The sequence below is a fragment of the Salinivibrio proteolyticus genome, from assembly GCF_001996165.1.
In the GTDB taxonomy this organism is placed as follows: domain Bacteria; phylum Pseudomonadota; class Gammaproteobacteria; order Enterobacterales; family Vibrionaceae; genus Salinivibrio; species Salinivibrio proteolyticus.
The window spans coordinates 1-16,356 of the sequence record NZ_MUFP01000005.1 but is presented as its reverse complement, the minus strand read 5'-3'; the positions used below and the strand labels follow the sequence as shown (position 1 = coordinate 16,356).

Genomic DNA, 16,356 nt, shown 5'->3' with positions numbered 1-16,356 from the left:
TATTTATCCAACAAAAAACTTGACACTTTTGCCGACATTGTTGGCTATTACTGACAAGTTAGGTGATTATCGTCACACTTTGGTGCAATAGTCTCGTCTCTCTTTTTCATATAGCGATCCAGCTCTTGGTTTTCTGCGTGGAAATCGCCAGAATTCGCCATCCCTGATTTCTGTTCCCCTACAACGTGAGTAGTATTGTTATGCAAACGACCTCAACCACAGGTACCAGTGCGACATCGCGCCTGCGCTGGACCAAACAAGATACAACTTGGGCGCTCTCTCTTTTCGGCACCGCGGTAGGCGCAGGTATTCTGTTCTTACCGATTAACGCCGGTATGCACGGATTCTGGCCTTTAGTAGTGATGACTCTGCTTGTTGGCCCGATGACCTTTTTTGCCCACCGTGGTCTATCTCGCTTCGTCCTATCTTCAAAGAAGCCCGGCAGCGATATCACCGAAGTGGTTGAAGAACACTTCGGCGCGACCGCGGGTAAGATCATCACATTGCTCTACTTTTTTGCCATTTACCCTATCGTGTTGATCTACGGCGTCGGTATCACCAACACCGTTGATTCTTTCTTAGTCAACCAGCTAGGTATGGCATCACCACCGCGCGTGATCCTGTCACTGGTTCTGATCCTCGGTATGATGGCTATCATGCTGCTGGGTGAGAAAATCATGCTACGCGTGACCCAGTTCTTGGTTTACCCACTGGTCGGTATCTTACTGTTTATGTCGCTGTACCTGATCCCAGAGTGGAACACGGCGGCGCTATCACAAGTCCCTTCCGTTGGTGACTTTACCATCACTCTTTGGATTTCTATCCCAGTGTTGGTCTTCGCGTTTAACCACAGCCCTGCGATTTCAGCGTTCTCAATGGCACAAAGCCGTGACCACGGTAAAGATGCCGAGCAGAAATCTGCGCAAATCTTGCTGCGTGCGGCGGGAATGCTAGTTGGCTTCGTGATGCTGTTCGTGTTCTCTTGCGTGCTGTCACTGACCCCTGCCGATCTGGCAGCGGCGAAATCAGAAAACATCGCGATTCTTTCTTACCTCGCTAACAAGCACGAAAGCCCATTCATTTCGTACCTAGGTCCTATCGTCGCGTTCGTGGCTATCGTGTCTTCGTTCTTCGGTCACTACTTAGGTGCCCGTGAAGGTCTGAACGGTTTGATCGTCAAAGTGATGCGTGGTGCCGACAACAAACCAGTCAACCGTAAGAAAATCGACGTGTTCACTGTGGTCTTCATGATCCTGACCATTTGGCTGGTTGCGACCCTAAACCCAAGCATTCTGGGTATGATTGAATCACTTGGCGGCCCAATCATTGCCACCATCCTATTCATTATGCCAATGTACGCCGTGAAAAATGTGCCAGCAATGAAGAAGTATTCAGGTACAATTAGCAACGCCTTTGTATTGGTCATGGGTTTGATTGCAATCTCAGCCATTCTTTACGGTTTGTTCTTCTAAATCGCAATAAAATGCGTGATAGTCATAGAGGTGGCTATCGGGATGACTCAGTCAACCGCATCCATCGATGTTTGCGGTGATTCCCAAAAAATCAGGAGTGGGGTTTGCCCTGCTCCTGATTCTCATTACGAGCGCGGTATCGCTCGTTATCACAGTCAATACCACGGACGGATTGCGTACACACTAAATCCATTGCCCTTAGGGCATTGACTGAGGTAAGACACATGATCAGTGTTTTTGACATTTTTAAGATTGGTGTAGGTCCTTCCAGCTCTCACACCGTTGGCCCAATGAAAGCCGGTAAATGCTTTATTGATGAGCTCGTCGCGAATCAACGTTTAACCGACGTCGATCGGATTAGCGTTGATGTCTACGGCTCTTTGTCTCTCACCGGTAAAGGCCACCACACCGATATCGCCATCATCATGGGCCTTGCAGGCAACAGCCCTGAAACCGTTGATATTGACTCTATTCCTGGCTTCGTCAAACGCGTCGAAGACACCGAGCAATTGCCGCTGGGCGAACAGCAGCATGTGGTCGCTTTCCCGCGTGAAGGTGGAATGAACTTCCATACCTCCAACCTCTCCTTGCACGAAAACGGTATGCAGATCCATGCGTGGCAAGGTGATGAGTGTGTGCTGAGCAAAACCTACTACTCGATCGGCGGCGGTTTTATTGTCGAAGAAGCCGAGTTCGGTCAGCCTGCCATGCAAACGGTGGAAGTCCCTTACGACTTCAATACCGCAGACGGCTTGTTGGCACTCACGCAAGAAACCGGTTTTTCCATCAGTGGTTTGGTAATGGCCAACATGCGTGCCATGCACAGCCAAGAAGAAATCGATACCTACTTTGCTGACATTTGGAAAACCATGCAGGCGTGTATGAACCGCGGCATGGAAAACGAAGGGGTGCTTCCGGGACCACTGCGTGTGCCACGCCGTGCCGCTGCGCTGCGTAACCAGTTAAAAACCAGCGAAAAATACAACATTGATCCGATGGCCGTGGTGGATTGGGTGAACATGTTCGCCTTTGCCGTCAACGAAGAAAACGCCGCCGGTGGCCGTGTCGTAACCGCACCAACCAATGGCGCGTGTGGCATTATCCCTGCCGTGCTGGCCTACTACGATAAGTTTATCGAAACGGTCGACAAGCAAACCTACACCCGCTATTTCGCCGCTTCCGGTGCAATTGGTGGCTTGTACAAGCAAAACGCCTCGATTTCTGGTGCAGAAGTCGGCTGCCAAGGCGAAGTAGGCGTTGCCTGCTCTATGGCCGCAGCTGGCTTGGCAGAGCTGATGGGCGGTAGCCCTCACCAAGTGTGCATGGCGGCAGAAATCGCTATGGAGCACAACCTCGGTTTAACCTGTGATCCAGTTGCAGGCCAAGTGCAAGTACCTTGTATCGAGCGCAATGGTATTGCCGCAGTGAAAGCGATTAACGCCTCTCGTATGGCGCTTCAACGCTCTTCCGAGCCACGTGTTTCTTTGGATAAAGTCATCGAAACCATGATGGAAACCGGTAAAGACATGAATGCAAAATACCGTGAAACATCGCAAGGTGGCCTTGCGGTTAAGGTGATGTGCTAACCGTCTTTGACGCGATAAGCACCGTTCACACAGTATAAAAAAGCCCGAGTTCGTCATGAACTCGGGCTTTTTGTTTGGGCTTTTCGCTAACCTATTAAGCGGCGTGTTGCGCCACCGCTGCCTGTGGCTGTTTGTCGCCCACTGGCAAAATAGTGCGACCATATTCTTCGTTTAGCACTTGCGCCATCGCGAAATAGATCGCGCTTAAACCACACACAATCCCTTCAAAGCCTGCAATGGTGCCAATAAAGGCACTGCCGGTGAAATCACGTGCGGCAAGCAGGAAGAACAGTACCGTCAAACTACCGAAAACAAACTGCTTGGCGAAGCAATAGCGCAGTGAGCCGATAAACATAAAGCCGGTAAACAGACCCCACATGACCAAATACCATCCCATAAATGCGGCCGGGCTGGCCTCAGCAATGCCAAGCTTTGGCATCACAATCAAACCAACCAGCGTCAGCCAAAACAGGCCGTATGAGGTAAACGCTGTGGTGCCAAAGGTGTTGCCCTTTTTAAATTCCATGATGCCCACGATCACTTGCGCGAGGCCTCCGTAGAACAGGCCCATCGCCAAAATCATGCTATCAATCGGAAAGAATCCTGCGTTATGAATGTTTAACAGCACGGTTGTCATACCGAAACCCATCAACCCCAAAGGCGCTGGATTAGCCAATTTGTTTTCCATAGTTACCCTACTTCGAAAAAATATGATTCAAAAGTCAAAAACTGTGCTCACAACCCTAAGGAAAAATGATCATAAAGCACAAAAACGCGGCAATATTACGGGTTATACCAAGGATGTAAATAGGTTTTAGCGCATTAAGGAAAAATCCAACTTTAAGCCAACAAAACAGTGAGAAAACTTAGGCATATTGCGCCCAAAAACATAAAAAAAGCAGCGCAATGCTGCTTTTTTACACGGTGAACACTAAAGGGAAACTTGATGCGTTTAGCGGGTGCTAAAGCCCTGCTTATTCACAAAATCCTTCATAAATGGTCGCGACTCTTTTTCCAATGTTGCCGAGATTTGCTCGCTCCATGACATATCTTTGTTGCCCCCTGTGCGGGTTTGATAATACTCGCGCACTTGCTGATCGTACTCACCAAGCGCTGTTTCATCAATCGCTTGGTAGCTGTTCTCATGCACTAACAAAGATGCAGGCAACTTAGGCTTGCGCTCCGGATCTTGAGCGGGCACACCCAAACACATTCCGAATAAAGGCAACACATGTTTAGGTAATGCCAACAACTCAGCCACTTTGCTCGGCTGGTTACGTAAGCCACCAATATACACGCCCCCGAGCCCCATGGATTCAGCCGCGACCATGGCATTTTGCGCCATCAGCGCACCATCAATGGCACCGATGAGGGTTTGCTCGGTAAAACCTAGTTGGGCATTTGGGTTGATTTGCTCATGGCGATGGAAATCGGCACACCACACTAAAAACTCCGCACAGTCGGCCACATACGCTTGGTTGCCCGCGTATTCCGCCAATAAGCGTCGCTTGTCGCTATCGGTTACACGGATAATACTGGTGCATTGCAAGAAGCTTGAGCTGGATACCGCACGCGCCGCATCAATAATCTGGTTCAGTTGCTCGGGAGAAATCGCGTCTTGGGTGAATTTACGAATAGAGCGGTGAGAAAGCAGTGTCTCAATCGTTGGATTCATGATGGGTCCTTTCAATCGGTATAACATCAGGTGATACGGGTATACACTTTTCTCTACGGTGTCGCAAACCATTGCTCTGCCTAATATTCCGCCATATTGTTAGCCATCCGCGTCACACAAGGCCTTACGTGCGGTGAAAAAGAACAATCGATTTTTTCTATCAATGCAAAAGGTAATTTCGTCTTTTTTCTTACCCGGGGATCGGGCATAGTAAACCCATTGATGCTAAAGGAGATGACTATGTTCGTCGTAATTTTTGGCCGCCCTGGCTGCCCATTCTGTGTTCGCGCAAAAGATTTGGCTGAAGAATTGAAAACAAGCCGCGAAGATTTCAACTACCGCTATGTGGATATCCACGCAGAGGGTATTAGCAAAGCCGATCTAGAAAAAACCGTCGGTAAACCGGTTGAAACCGTGCCACAAATCTTTGTTGACCAAGAGCACGTTGGCGGCTTTACCGAATTTGAAGCCTACGCCAAAGAAAACCTCGGCCTTTTCCAAGACTAATCTGCCGAGTGACCGATTTAAAAAAACCAGCTCATTGGCTGGTTTTTTTGTGTTCTGTGTTCGTAACGACCTTGCACATATGCATCAGTCAGCCCGTCATTGGTGATCAATAAAGCGGGTAATCGCATTCATAATCAGCCTATGCGCCTCTTCTCGGGATTGCTGCTCTGATGTTTGGCAAAGATGGCTTTCCCCTTCCAATGCTAATACCTGCACACCTTTTTCCGTACAGCGACTAAACGCACTGAAAATAGTGGTATGCGGCGTTTTCATTAGCGTCATATTTGTAATCGCGGCAATAGATTCAGCCACCTCCAATTCCGGCAGCGCAGCCTGACGGCCACGAATATCCATCACTTTCACGGGCACCTTGATGTCACCAAGACTCTGTGCATTCAATGTTTTGGTTAGTTCAGGATTAATCGCCACAATGGCTTTAACACGATCATCGTGATTGGTACGACTAAGCATGGACTCAGACACCTTGCTCAAATCCACCTTGTTTTTCTCTAGCCATTGGCAATCAATATTCACCCCTTCCTGTGCGCAAGATTGCTTGTAAAGCGCCGGCTCAAATCTCGCACCCGCCAGTGACAGCATGGACGTGCCGCCTAAGAAAAACCCAACCCCATACACATGGTCAGTGTCGATAGCCTGCTTAAACGGCGCGGTATTCATAAGATGCGTCAGGCTGATCGACAAATCGCTCGGCCGCAACCACAACTCACTTGGTGCCGACGTAACATTCGCGGCAGACAATCCAACTTGCTGCGGTACCACCACGATAAATCCCGCTTTAGCCAAACCGGACGCCACCCACCCCGCGTGGAAAGGCGATGCGCGCATGCCGCCATGTGCCAACAGGACAACAGGGTGTATGCCCGACGCAACTGGCGCATTTAGGTTGGTTTTCGTCCCTACAAATACTTTGTTTTTGCCGAACTCAAAATCGGTTGAATTCAATGTGGTGGGATACCAAATATCCACCTCGATCGTCGATTCACGCTCGGGGTTAAACACCGTCTGTGAAGCCAAACCACTGGTTGCAAACTCCTTGGCACTCACAGTGAAGGACAATGCCAGCCCAACCATTGCCGTAAACCATCGTTTTATATTCATCGCACGTCCTTACGCTGTGAGCTAGAAAAATAATAGGCCGGGGGATGCCCCATTGCCTTTTTAAACATGGCGATAAAATTGCTTGGGGTCGCGTAGCCTAACGCAAAGGCTATATCGCCCACCCGTTCACCTTGCGCCAATAGTGCTAATGCGTGATTCAACTGCGCTTGGTTTCGCCATTGCACAAAAGTCAGGCCGGTTTCGGCCGGCATTAAACGCCGCAGTGTTCGGGCTGATAATGCCCCCACTTCAGCCCACTGCTCCGCAGTATTTTTACTATCGGGCTGACGTAAAATCGCCTCGGCAACACGCACTAATCGCGGATCAGTTGGCATGGGTAGATAAAGCGCTTCAGCCTCTGCGGTGCGGATTTCATCAATGATCACATCCGCAATGCGTCGGTTCTCCGCAGTGAGATACGTTTGATCCCATCCCGCGCTTCGTACCACCATCGACTCTAGCATTTGATTCAACCCGACCACTTGGGGGCGATTCGGCAACGACTGGCATACGGCAGGTAAAAGTAACACCGAATAGCCGCTCACCGCATTACAAAAAAGCACGCTATGTTTCGCGTTGGGCGGGATCCAGCCAGCGCGAGACGGTGGCAACACCCATGTGCCCTCGGCCGTTTTTATCTGCACCAGTCCCGATTGCACACATAAAAGCTGCCCTCTATGGTGCGTGTGCCAGTGATACCGCTTTGTGTCTCTTTTACCAGTATCAGCCTCACGTGACCACGAACAGGTGATTAGCGCCGCACCTGACGCTCTTTCACTTGTCTCCCAAACGCCCATACCGCTCTCCCTACTTGGCCATATTTCATTATTATTAGGCCAAAGCGCATTAACATGCCAATGCTATAACACCCTACAGTGAAGCTCTGTGGTTAGCAAAAGAAAGGAACGGTCGATGATCGACGTAACATTCGCCATTTATTACGCGTTATTAGGGATGGGAGTTGGCTTTATTGCCGGTTTAGTGGGTGTGGGAGGAGGTGGGTTAACGGTGCCAGCCTTTACCTTATTGTTTGCGGCGCAAGGGATTGGCGACCAACACGTCGTCCATATGGCGCTCGGGAGCTCAATGGCCGCGATGGTGTTCACCACCTTCAGTAGTATGCGTGCCCATTATGCCAAAGGCCATGTCCATACATCACTTGCCACTAACATGGCGATCGGTGTGATGGCCGGCACCTTTATCGCCACCACCATAGCTGCGGCCGTCAACGGTGTGGCACTCGCTCTCTTTTTTAGTCTGTTTATGCTTTATGTGGCTTACAAAATGTTCCAACCCAAACGCCCACAAGCCAACTTAACGCCACACAAACCGGCAGGCAATGTCGCGGTCGGTACACTGATTGGTACCATTTCTGCCCTCGTCTCAGTCAGCGGCGCCGGCATGATCGTCCCGTATTTAATTGGCCAAAACTTAGCAGTAAAAAACGCGGTTGGCACCTCGGCAGCGATTGGGTTTCCACTCGCCATCACAGGCACCTTGGGGTATTTGCTCAACGGCTGGGAAAACACCACACCGGAGCAACTGACATTTGGCTATATCTATCTGCCCGCGGTGGTGCTGTTCTCGCTCGCCAGTTACTTCTCGGCACCACTAGGTGTAGCCTGTGCCGCACGTTTGCCCGCCGACAAACTGAAAAAGACACTGGGCGTGCTATCCCTCTTGCTCAGCATCAAAATGCTCATGCATGTTTTGCAGGGCGGCTAGTTTAAGATATATACAACCTCACCAATAATATTATTGGTAGAGACGTAGCCCGAATATCGGCTATCCAACAAACGCTAGTGATTAATTCGGCACCTCTGGCGAAGCGCCGGAGGTGTTTTGAAAAAACGGAAACTTTTGATTGCTACGAGCGAGCGTGAACGGGACTACTGCAAACGCCACAAACAGGAAACTCGTTAATTGTTTGCTTGGTAAAACTTTCACAAATACAACATTTATTAAAAGCTTTATTAAAGCCATATTTTAGTTTTGGGTGACTTGCTTTAAATTCCTCAAAGGTCGAGAACGTTACACTAGGTGCCTCATTCAGTGGTGCAAGCTTAGTCTTCATCTCAAAGACCTCACCATGTCCCAAGTTTCGGACCAAAAAGCCTGTCCCCAGCGATATCAATATCGTCGTCGCAGGTGCTCGATATGCAAATGCTAAAAACGTCGCGATAGCTGCCCCAGACCAAATGAGGTATTTAGCTTTTTGTCGCTCTTTTAATATGGCTTTGGCTCGACCAAATTTTTCATCATCAGAATGTAAAAGGGCCCCGCACTCACACGCAATAGCACTACCATTTTTCAATGTCGCTAAGTGATCATGAGTCAAGTGGATGGTATCACCACAGTTCGCGCACGAAAGATAAAACTCACTTCTGCTATCCATTTAAAAATTCCAACAAGACTTTTGATTAAAAAGTGAAGAGCTTAGAACAACATGCATTACTAGAATTGGTGTATCCAAAACGTCAGAAATATGTTAATTGAAGCGCAAAGTTAAAGTTAACTAATGCTTAATTACGGTTTCTTTGCGAATGTCCATCCTGATTGCGTTACTGTATTGATAAGCGCATTATGTAAGTGAGAATTATCCATCACCTGAAAATTTCCCTTACTATCAGCAATATACATAGTCTTTCTCATAACACCTGACTGCATATAACGCTCAAAATTCATCGTGCCGCCGGAGAAAAGTTTCCTAGTACTGGTTACATAGTCTAAAAAATATACCGAGTGTGTATGCTGATTTATCCATATTTTCATAAAATAGATATTACTAATACCGCGACCACCTAAAGCTTGTAAGAAGTGAGCGTCTATACACTGAGGAAACAAAACATAATGATCTTTTTTCTCAATAAGTTCAAATGGAAAATCAAATACGTTAATTCTATAGAGCTTTTCTCGCATTAACTCTTGGCTTATCGGGTCTACGCCCGGCTCAGGTGGCCATTTTAAGAGTTTTTGTTGACACCATAAAAAGAAAAAAACGAATCCGATGCAAGCAAAAACCATCACTTCAATAAATGTGTTTCGGTTAGCCGTTTGTTGCAAAACTAGGCCTAATACACCTACACCAACCAAGTAAGAAATCGTGGCAATGAATAGCTTTGTTAAACGTTCAGAGGTCATCTCATACCTAAATGTATACTTGCGACGTTGGCATAGAATACAGCCCAAACATGACACCCCAACTTCCCTCAGCAGAAACATGTGATTCTCATCTAAAAAAATGTGCTATTTAACTGATCAGTCATTGAGCTTTTGACCATGTTAAATATCAATATCCTGACCAGTTTTATCAAGCAGTTGCTATTCGACTTTTATCACCATACGATTGGTACATGAAATGCGTGCTAGATTAGTTGACGCAATATTTTCATACCGCCGCGTTGGCTTTCACCTGTGCAAACGCGGTTTCCAACACCGCTTTGGGTGGTTGCAATAAAAACACCTCGTGAACCAACTGGGTTAATGCCTCGACACTATCGATGCTTTTATCGGTAATGAGTTGCCCCGCCGCATCCCAGACAAAAAACTGCTGATTACGAATCAAATAGCGGTGTGAAGCAGTGATCAACGACACCACGAGGTTATTGACGAAAATGGCATCTAGGTGTTGATGAGAATAGAAATGCGCCACTTCAAAGTCGGCTTCTACTACGTCGTAAAGCTCAACCTCGTACAGTGTTAGTGGCGGTTGATCGGGCTCGTGTAATACCACCGTCACCACATCGCCATTACGCGTGATTTGATAGGTATCGTGCCCAATAGTGCAGGTGCGCTGATTGATATTGAGTAACCCGCGCGGGGTTTTATTGCCAAAACCAACGTCCACTAGATAAGTCTCGCCATCGAGCTCAAGCACATTCATACGGTGGGTGCGGGGATTGGTGGGTTTACCATTAAGCATCACCCGCGCCAGCACACTGCGCACCTCAAATCCCAAATGTTTCAGGGCAAGATAGGCAATTTTATTGTGCTCAAAACAATAGCCGCCTTGTTGGTTCACCACCAACCGTTCAAACAAAGCATCCGTCTGTAAAGAAAGCGACTGCCCTGCCAAGGCATTAAGGCTAGAAAACGCATACCGCGCCAAGTGCTTTTCAATGAGTTCAGTGACCAGTGCCACGCCCTTCGCCTCACTCAACGCGAGGCGGTGTAAATACTCTTCAATCATGGGTGCTGATGTCATCGTCGACTCCTTATGTGAATGGCACCAGATTAACCCCTCAAGTTAGGTTGAGGTAAAGCCTCACGCAGGATTGCGGCTAAAGGCGGAGCGCAGCAATCCTAATCCTGCCAGCGCAAAGATCCCAGCCACGACGCGCTCAACCCAATGCGCCACTTTTTGGTAAACGTTCATCACGCCGTTGATTGAAAACAACAGGGAGTACATCCCATTCACCAAAAAGCCGACCAGCATACAAGTCAGCACCGCAGCGACAAGAAACAGCCCATCACTGCTTGAGCCCATCCCAACCGACAAAGCCGCCATCCATGCCACCACGGTTTTAGGATTGGAGGAATTTAAAACCACTCCACGAACAAACCATTTTTGGTATCCCACTTCTTGGTTATCGTTTGTGGAGACCGTCGCGGCGGCATTAAAGGAAGATTTAAAAGAAAGGTAAGCCAGCCACAGAAGATAAATACCACCCGCGATTTTTAGCAGCATGAGTAAATATACCGACCCTTGTAGCACCACACCCAAACCACTGGCGGCGACAATGCCCCAAAACAGTAGCCCAATGGATAACCCTGCGCCGTAAACAAGGCTGACTTTTCGGCCCTTACTCATGGCGATGGTTGCATTGGAGATATTCGCCGGCCCCGGAGAGACCGCGACAACAAAAAATGCGAAACCTATTGAAACGAGTGATAAAGCGTCAGTCATCCTTGCTCCTTATTATCGATGTTGTGTTTACAGTGGTTTTTCCATCGGCACGCAGTCTAAACGGATCCCTTTTGGGGAGTGATACGTTGATACCTCATCGCCCACAAAGCCGCATGCGCGATAAAAGGGCGCTGCATTGAGCGTGGACTTGAGCGTTAGCAATCGCAAGCCCTGCTCTTTCGCTAGGTGCTCTAAAAACTGGAGCATCTTTTTCGCCGCCCCCCTGCCACTGTAATCTGGCTCTACGAAGATGGCATCGACTAGACCAGTTTGTGTGTTGAGCTTACCGCTACCGATAACCTGCCCGTCTATTTCAGAGACGTAAAACGTATCGACCACGTCGTCAATAAAACGCTCAGACACGCTACCCTGCGCCCAAAGTGAAAGCTGTTCTTCCGTATAGTGTGCCGAACACTTAGCCAAAATAGCACGGCTTTTTAAATCAAAAATAGCCTGTGCATCGCTTTGGTTAGCTTTTCTAATGGTGATCAAAGCGCGTCCTTGTTTGAGTGGGGCGAGTGACTATGTATTAAGTCAAGAAGATAAAGAGTTTGTATTCTTGTCTGGCTAAGCGGAGTAAGTCTAGTGTCATCTTGATACCTTTGCTATGTTTGTAGATAATTGAGGCTACTGACCGTTTAAAAACTACGTCTACTAGATGAGACAAACTTCCTCAACTTAGATGCTGTAACACTTCAATTTGAATGCTTCGTAACAAGCTTTGAGTATGTTCTGACTGTAAATCGAGTTCGCACCAACCGTCAGTTCCCATGTATTCGGCAGAAATATATCTAATACTTTTAAGATCAATTTCATCGTTGATGACTCCAGTTAGCCTGAAAATACCTGACTTTGTATGGATTCTGCTAATTTTGAAATTTTCCATAAACCTCCGAGAACATAAAGCCGCAATCACGCGCTTGTCGCGTGTATTACCTGGTTATGTACTCATCTCGTTAAAAATACTGTCCTGAATTTCTCTTAGTTGTGCCGCCTTTGAAAAAAGAAAATCGTCATACTTAGCTCCAATGATGGCACCAGTCCCACCAAGGATGAGGCTCACAACACGAGTAACGCTATCACCTTTGGCATCTGACGAAATCCGCCACTGTTCGACCTGTTCGCCTATTTGGGGATTAAGCGATTTTATAACCGTTTCGGTATAGCGAAGCCTCTCATCAAGGGACCTGAGCTTTTCTGTTCTCTCTGGCGACCAATCTTGTTTTGCTGTTGCGTGGACGTCCGCAAAGGTAGCAATCAATAACTGCATATTCTTTAGTAGATCGTCTCCTTTCAGCAGCTGTTGCCTACCTTTAGTGATAGCACGTTGAAGTTTGTACGCGAAACATGATGCAACTGCTGCCGCCAATGTAGCCAGTCCGGCGAACACTGTCGCTCCTGCTGAAACCCAGTCTGGATCAACCTCTGACATTACCTACTCCAAAAGTATTCATTGGTGCATAACGCCGCCAGCACGCGCGACTCTGTAGTGGAGCCGGAGCCGAAGCCGAAGCCGCAACGGAAAAGCCGTCGCTGTGCCTAGCATGGTTATATATTTTACCGTAGCCCTCTGGACCACACTGTTTTAACTACACCAAAAAACCGACAATCTATCTCTATCGGACCAGAATGAGGGGAGTCCAATATGGCCGAAAAGAGTATCTGACACGGGTAATCGTCATATTGAAATGGCACGCCCTCCCTGCTCAGAAAGAACTCTATGTAATTCCGGTCATTCTCCAATTCAAACGGTGAATCGTAACCGGTGGTTAATTCAAAATCATGCCTCCCTATCGGATCGGCTTCTATGCTCCAACTTATATTTCTCAAATGATCTATAGGAAAGGGCCGGCTATCCTCGAATAGCACCACCGGATTAAAGTGCAAATTCATCGACTGACGCCTGTTTTCATAGGACGTCACCGTTGCTGTACTCAAATGGACTCTCATTTACTACTCATATTCGACGGTGTAGTGCATAACGAATGACATGGACTCCCCCTCATGAAGATCTGCCACACACTTAGGTGCGGTCTTTAATACCGGAGGTAACCATGTCTACTCAATTCTTTTGTGGCGTTGATCTCTCCAAGTACCACTTTTCTCTTCACGCGGTGAATGACCACGGAAAAGTCATTCTCCATAACACGATCCTACGTTCCTGCGTGGGAATGTATATGGATTTTGAATCATAGGTAGAGTTCGCCAAAAGATCACCGAACTGTACTTGACCTCTGTTCTTACACTAGCGGACAGCGTCAATATCTGTAGCGAACAGCCAGTTCAATGCCCTAGGCAGCATAATGTTATACTGGGTATGGTGCTGTTTGCGTTTGAATGATAGCAAGAGCTAGATATGCATTCCCACGCAGGAGCGTGGGAACGAGAAATCAAAGCTGTTACTGTTTCAATTCCTGCGCAAAGCGATAAATGCTAGCTTCGAACGGTAGACTGACATGCTATGGTCTGTTCCAAACTTTTTCCAGGTAAACTGCTTCCTCATCCATCCTTTAAGCCGATACCAAATATCAACATGAGTGAGTAATCTAGCCTTATCGTACTCACCAGTTTTAACATTTGTGAGAAAACGCATATCACCACCGTGAATATAGCCTCCGAGCTTGTCTCGAAGAAAAGACTTTAATTTATCTCCTACTGCAGGTATAAAACCTAAAATCCAAGAAAGAGGCTCTATGAACATATTGGGTGGTGGTACCATAGTTACGCCATCAGACGAATTCACTACTCGGTAAATTGGTGTTTTCATTGTCATAAGCCAATGATCGTCTGACACTCTAGGTGCGCCAAATGTATAACATGCTGCATTACCGCCGCTATGAGTTATCCTCTTCGCAGCTATTGTTGCCAGTGCTCCTCCAAGAGAGTGCCCTGTGATAAATAATGGTAGTTCTCGATGCTGTTCTAGTGCCTGATTGACTTCTATCTCTATTGAGTTGTATGCATCATGAAATCCAGAGTGAACTCTCCCCTCAGTCACACATTTAGTTAGAGTGGCACGAGCGTCTGACTTTATATCTTTTAACTCGAGTGGCTCAGTACCACGAAATGATAAGACGAGAAAACCATTAGTTTTAATCAGTATTGCCTGGCTGCCATTTGCGTTGAAAGTAGCGACAAGTTTAGCATCAAGTGTCTGAAGTTGCTTTTCAAGAAGCCGCTTTTCTTCTACGTGATCATAACTAAACTTCTGTACAGCTAATAGAATTGATGCTTTTAGCATATGGCTATTTCCTTTCCCCGCCAAAAGCATACTCTCAATTCTTTTACCGACATCTTCTGTAATAACAGGAGGATTGAATTTAAAGTAAGCAAGCTCAGCAAAACATGCCATTAACCAAGCCGTTCTATCACTATATGCCTCTCGATACATTGGGATGCTTTTTCCCAATAATTCTTTTGCTTGTTCAACATCGTCACTTGTTTCTATAACTAATTTCGACATAATTAATCCTTGTCAGCACTGAAAATTAAAAAATACCCCTACAAACAACCACGCACTATTTTAAAATTATCACCCACCAAGCAATTATTTAAACTCGTTCCCACGCTCCTGCGTGGGAATGTATATGGATTTGAATCATAGGCAGGGTTAGCCACAAGACCACCGAACTGCAATTGAACGTTGTTCTAACACTAGCGGACAGCGTCAATATCTGTAGCGAACAGCCAGTTCAATGCCCTAGGTAGAATAATATAACACTGGTTATGTTGCTGTTTGTGTTTGAATTATAGCAAGAGCTAGATATGCATTCCCACGCAGGAGCGTGGGAACGAGAAAAAATATCCTGCGCATCACTTTGGTTAGCTTTTCTAATGGTGATCAAAACGCACCCTTGTTTGTGTAAGCTGAGTGACTGTGTATTAAGTCGAGATGGTAAAGAGTTTAAGTTATTGACAAGTCCAAAGTCTACTTTTAACGATCGTTAACTGCGTTGTGGAAGAGGATATTTTAGTGTGACTTCTTTTGTTTCAACCTCACGAGGACCTTTAGTAGGGTCATAGAAATACCAGATATTAAATTTACGTTCATGTGGTTTGGTATCATGTAATAAAGTATCCCAACCTAGATAACTCGCAATATTATCAGCAACTTTCAGTTTGGCCGGAGAGCTGGCCTTACCTTGGAATGCACTCATTACTGCCCCTAACAAAAAGTCGGCAATTTGGATTTGCTCTGACTCCTTAGAGTCTTTAGTTACAACCGAGCGAATTGGCACTTCACCACCAAATTGTTTTTTAAGCATGCTATTAGCGATTTTGTGAAATGCTTCATCTGCCTTTTTGTAACGTGAAGGTAACGGGTCAACTTCGATACGAAACTCACATTTACGTTGGGGGTGGGCTTTGTGAATTGCACTAATTTTAGTCTGAATTAATTTTGTGAAATGCTTACGCATTGCTAGATCATAGTCACCGTCATGATAATTTTTATCGACCATGCCTTTTCGAATAACAATACAGTGAAAAGCTAACCATTGATGCTTAAAGAATGTCTCTACTAGATCTTCATAAAATTTAGCATAATGTTTTTTATGAGCCTTTTGCCATTTAATTTCATCAACATACTTATGTTTCTCCCTTAGCTCTCTAATAATCCTAGCAAAGTCTCCGCGCCTTTGATACTTCATCCAAAGTGAACCAAAACCATAATACTTTTGACCGTCTACGCCTGATTCATCACACGCCACGTGCCAAATTAATTTACCATTTTGCATTTCGCCTCCAATCCGACACTAAATCGAAAGGCTTTCAAAGATCCAAATAATAAGTCAACACTACAACATTCAACTATATTGAATTATTAGATTTTTTGGTAATCGTGTTTATGAACGATTGGGCCCCTCACAGCTAAACGAAATTTTTCTATTCCAAAAAATTTCTTCCAATGTAGTTCGACATCTTCCCTTCTATCCGGCTTTTGAAACTCAACTGCATTTTTAACTCGTTCCCACGCAGGAGCGTGGGAACGAGAAATGGCCCTGTCGCATGATTGGCAGACAGCGGTGAGACCGCAGTAAGAGACCTTCTATATGTGTTTGCCGTAAGCAATGACTTAATGGCGGAAATGAC

At 46.5% G+C, this 16,356-nt stretch carries 16 protein-coding genes and 1 pseudogene; 5 read left to right on the top strand and 12 right to left on the bottom strand.

The features are described 5' to 3' along the window. Positions 1 to 200 precede the first annotated feature (200 nt). Together BZJ19_RS04355 and BZJ19_RS04350 are read left to right on the top strand one after the other, a co-directional pair. Entirely contained in the window at positions 201 to 1,472 is a 1,272-nt protein-coding gene (locus BZJ19_RS04355) for a serine/threonine transporter (protein WP_077674727.1), read from the top strand. Positions 1,473 to 1,696: 224 nt separating this feature from the next. Continuing rightward, positions 1,697 to 3,058 (top strand): L-serine ammonia-lyase, encoded by a 1,362-nt coding sequence (locus BZJ19_RS04350; protein WP_077481776.1) that lies wholly within the window; start codon positions 1,697 to 1,699, stop codon positions 3,056 to 3,058. 94 nt (positions 3,059 to 3,152) lie between these two features. On the opposite strand, the gene BZJ19_RS04345 is transcribed toward BZJ19_RS04350, so the two are convergent. Continuing rightward, positions 3,153 to 3,746 (bottom strand): acetate uptake transporter, encoded by a 594-nt coding sequence (locus BZJ19_RS04345; RefSeq protein ID WP_069587264.1) that lies wholly within the window; start codon positions 3,744 to 3,746, stop codon positions 3,153 to 3,155. A gap of 264 nt (positions 3,747 to 4,010) precedes the next feature. After that, positions 4,011 to 4,733: an oxygen-insensitive NADPH nitroreductase gene (gene nfsA / locus BZJ19_RS04340; protein WP_077674726.1), complete on the bottom strand. Its 723-nt coding sequence runs from the start codon at positions 4,731 to 4,733 to the stop codon at positions 4,011 to 4,013. A gap of 240 nt (positions 4,734 to 4,973) precedes the next feature. On the opposite strand from nfsA, the gene BZJ19_RS04335 reads away from it, so the two are divergent. Next, positions 4,974 to 5,240: a GrxA family glutaredoxin gene (locus BZJ19_RS04335; protein ID WP_077674725.1), complete on the top strand. Its 267-nt coding sequence runs from the start codon at positions 4,974 to 4,976 to the stop codon at positions 5,238 to 5,240. A gap of 96 nt (positions 5,241 to 5,336) precedes the next feature. Here BZJ19_RS04335 and BZJ19_RS04330 read toward each other — a convergent pair whose 3' ends face one another. Together BZJ19_RS04330 and BZJ19_RS04325 are read right to left on the bottom strand one after the other, a co-directional pair. Then, complete coding sequence (locus tag BZJ19_RS04330; RefSeq protein ID WP_077674724.1) at positions 5,337 to 6,359, bottom strand: alpha/beta hydrolase family protein; 1,023 nt, start codon at positions 6,357 to 6,359, stop codon at positions 5,337 to 5,339. After that, the gene (locus tag BZJ19_RS04325) at positions 6,356 to 7,018 is read right to left on the bottom strand and encodes an AraC family transcriptional regulator (RefSeq protein ID WP_235608140.1); all 663 of its coding nucleotides are present in this window, start codon (positions 7,016 to 7,018) and stop codon (positions 6,356 to 6,358) included. Before BZJ19_RS04325 ends, BZJ19_RS04330 begins: the two co-directional genes overlap by 4 nt. A 253-nt stretch (positions 7,019 to 7,271) precedes the next feature. On the opposite strand from BZJ19_RS04325, the gene BZJ19_RS04320 reads away from it, so the two are divergent. Next, a complete protein-coding gene (locus tag BZJ19_RS04320) occupies positions 7,272 to 8,084 on the top strand; it encodes a sulfite exporter TauE/SafE family protein (RefSeq protein WP_077674722.1) in 813 nt (270 codons plus the stop codon). 142 nt (positions 8,085 to 8,226) lie between these two features. Here the strand turns inward: BZJ19_RS04320 and BZJ19_RS04315 are convergent, their stop codons facing one another. The 6 genes from BZJ19_RS04315 to BZJ19_RS04285 form a co-directional block, all read right to left on the bottom strand. Continuing rightward, positions 8,227 to 8,754, bottom strand: a complete 528-nt coding sequence (locus BZJ19_RS04315; protein WP_077674721.1) for a hypothetical protein — start codon at positions 8,752 to 8,754, stop codon at positions 8,227 to 8,229. 131 nt (positions 8,755 to 8,885) lie between these two features. Then, positions 8,886 to 9,500 (bottom strand): hypothetical protein, encoded by a 615-nt coding sequence (locus BZJ19_RS04310; protein ID WP_131826381.1) that lies wholly within the window; start codon positions 9,498 to 9,500, stop codon positions 8,886 to 8,888. 247 nt (positions 9,501 to 9,747) lie between these two features. Further along, entirely contained in the window at positions 9,748 to 10,563 is an 816-nt protein-coding gene (locus BZJ19_RS04305; RefSeq protein WP_077674719.1) for an arylamine N-acetyltransferase family protein, read from the bottom strand. A 60-nt stretch (positions 10,564 to 10,623) separates the two neighbouring features. Next, positions 10,624 to 11,265: a LysE family translocator gene (locus BZJ19_RS04300; RefSeq protein ID WP_077674718.1), complete on the bottom strand. Its 642-nt coding sequence runs from the start codon at positions 11,263 to 11,265 to the stop codon at positions 10,624 to 10,626. Between the two features lie 27 nt (positions 11,266 to 11,292). Further along, positions 11,293 to 11,757 (bottom strand): GNAT family N-acetyltransferase, encoded by a 465-nt coding sequence (locus tag BZJ19_RS04295; protein WP_077674717.1) that lies wholly within the window; start codon positions 11,755 to 11,757, stop codon positions 11,293 to 11,295. A 448-nt stretch (positions 11,758 to 12,205) separates the two neighbouring features. Beyond that, a complete protein-coding gene (locus tag BZJ19_RS04285) occupies positions 12,206 to 12,697 on the bottom strand; it encodes a hypothetical protein (RefSeq protein ID WP_077674716.1) in 492 nt (163 codons plus the stop codon). Positions 12,698 to 13,319: 622 nt separating this feature from the next. Here BZJ19_RS04285 and BZJ19_RS17245 point away from each other — a divergent pair. Further along, positions 13,320 to 13,427: pseudogene (locus tag BZJ19_RS17245) on the top strand (IS110 family transposase); the annotation flags it as partial. Positions 13,428 to 13,672: 245 nt separating this feature from the next. Here BZJ19_RS17245 and BZJ19_RS04275 read toward each other — a convergent pair. Both BZJ19_RS04275 and BZJ19_RS04270 read right to left on the bottom strand, forming a co-directional pair. Continuing rightward, complete coding sequence (locus BZJ19_RS04275) at positions 13,673 to 14,728, bottom strand: lipase family protein (protein WP_077674714.1); 1,056 nt, start codon at positions 14,726 to 14,728, stop codon at positions 13,673 to 13,675. A gap of 481 nt (positions 14,729 to 15,209) precedes the next feature. Continuing rightward, complete coding sequence (locus BZJ19_RS04270) at positions 15,210 to 16,001, bottom strand: DUF3800 domain-containing protein (RefSeq protein WP_077674713.1); 792 nt, start codon at positions 15,999 to 16,001, stop codon at positions 15,210 to 15,212. Between the last annotated feature and the right edge of the window lie 355 nt (positions 16,002 to 16,356).

Excerpts from the sequence above, each read along its gene's own strand:
- BZJ19_RS04315 (WP_077674721.1), bottom strand. The coding sequence starts at position 8,754 with ATGGATAGCAGAAGTGAGTTTTATCTTTCGTGCGCGAACTGTGGTGAT.
- BZJ19_RS04300 (WP_077674718.1), bottom strand. The coding sequence starts at position 11,265 with ATGACTGACGCTTTATCACTCGTTTCAATAGGTTTCGCATTTTTTGTT.
- BZJ19_RS04355 (WP_077674727.1), top strand. The coding sequence starts at position 201 with ATGCAAACGACCTCAACCACAGGTACCAGTGCGACATCGCGCCTGCGC.
- BZJ19_RS04275 (WP_077674714.1), bottom strand. The coding sequence starts at position 14,728 with ATGTCGAAATTAGTTATAGAAACAAGTGACGATGTTGAACAAGCAAAA.
- BZJ19_RS04330 (WP_077674724.1), bottom strand. The coding sequence starts at position 6,359 with ATGAATATAAAACGATGGTTTACGGCAATGGTTGGGCTGGCATTGTCC.
- BZJ19_RS04305 (WP_077674719.1), bottom strand. The coding sequence starts at position 10,563 with ATGACATCAGCACCCATGATTGAAGAGTATTTACACCGCCTCGCGTTG.
- BZJ19_RS04285 (WP_077674716.1), bottom strand. The coding sequence starts at position 12,697 with ATGTCAGAGGTTGATCCAGACTGGGTTTCAGCAGGAGCGACAGTGTTC.
- BZJ19_RS04310 (WP_131826381.1), bottom strand. The coding sequence starts at position 9,500 with ATGACCTCTGAACGTTTAACAAAGCTATTCATTGCCACGATTTCTTAC.
- BZJ19_RS04270 (WP_077674713.1), bottom strand. The coding sequence starts at position 16,001 with ATGCAAAATGGTAAATTAATTTGGCACGTGGCGTGTGATGAATCAGGC.
- nfsA (WP_077674726.1), bottom strand. The coding sequence starts at position 4,733 with ATGAATCCAACGATTGAGACACTGCTTTCTCACCGCTCTATTCGTAAA.
- BZJ19_RS04350 (WP_077481776.1), top strand. The coding sequence starts at position 1,697 with ATGATCAGTGTTTTTGACATTTTTAAGATTGGTGTAGGTCCTTCCAGC.
- BZJ19_RS04335 (WP_077674725.1), top strand. The coding sequence starts at position 4,974 with ATGTTCGTCGTAATTTTTGGCCGCCCTGGCTGCCCATTCTGTGTTCGC.
- BZJ19_RS04320 (WP_077674722.1), top strand. The coding sequence starts at position 7,272 with ATGATCGACGTAACATTCGCCATTTATTACGCGTTATTAGGGATGGGA.
- BZJ19_RS04345 (WP_069587264.1), bottom strand. The coding sequence starts at position 3,746 with ATGGAAAACAAATTGGCTAATCCAGCGCCTTTGGGGTTGATGGGTTTC.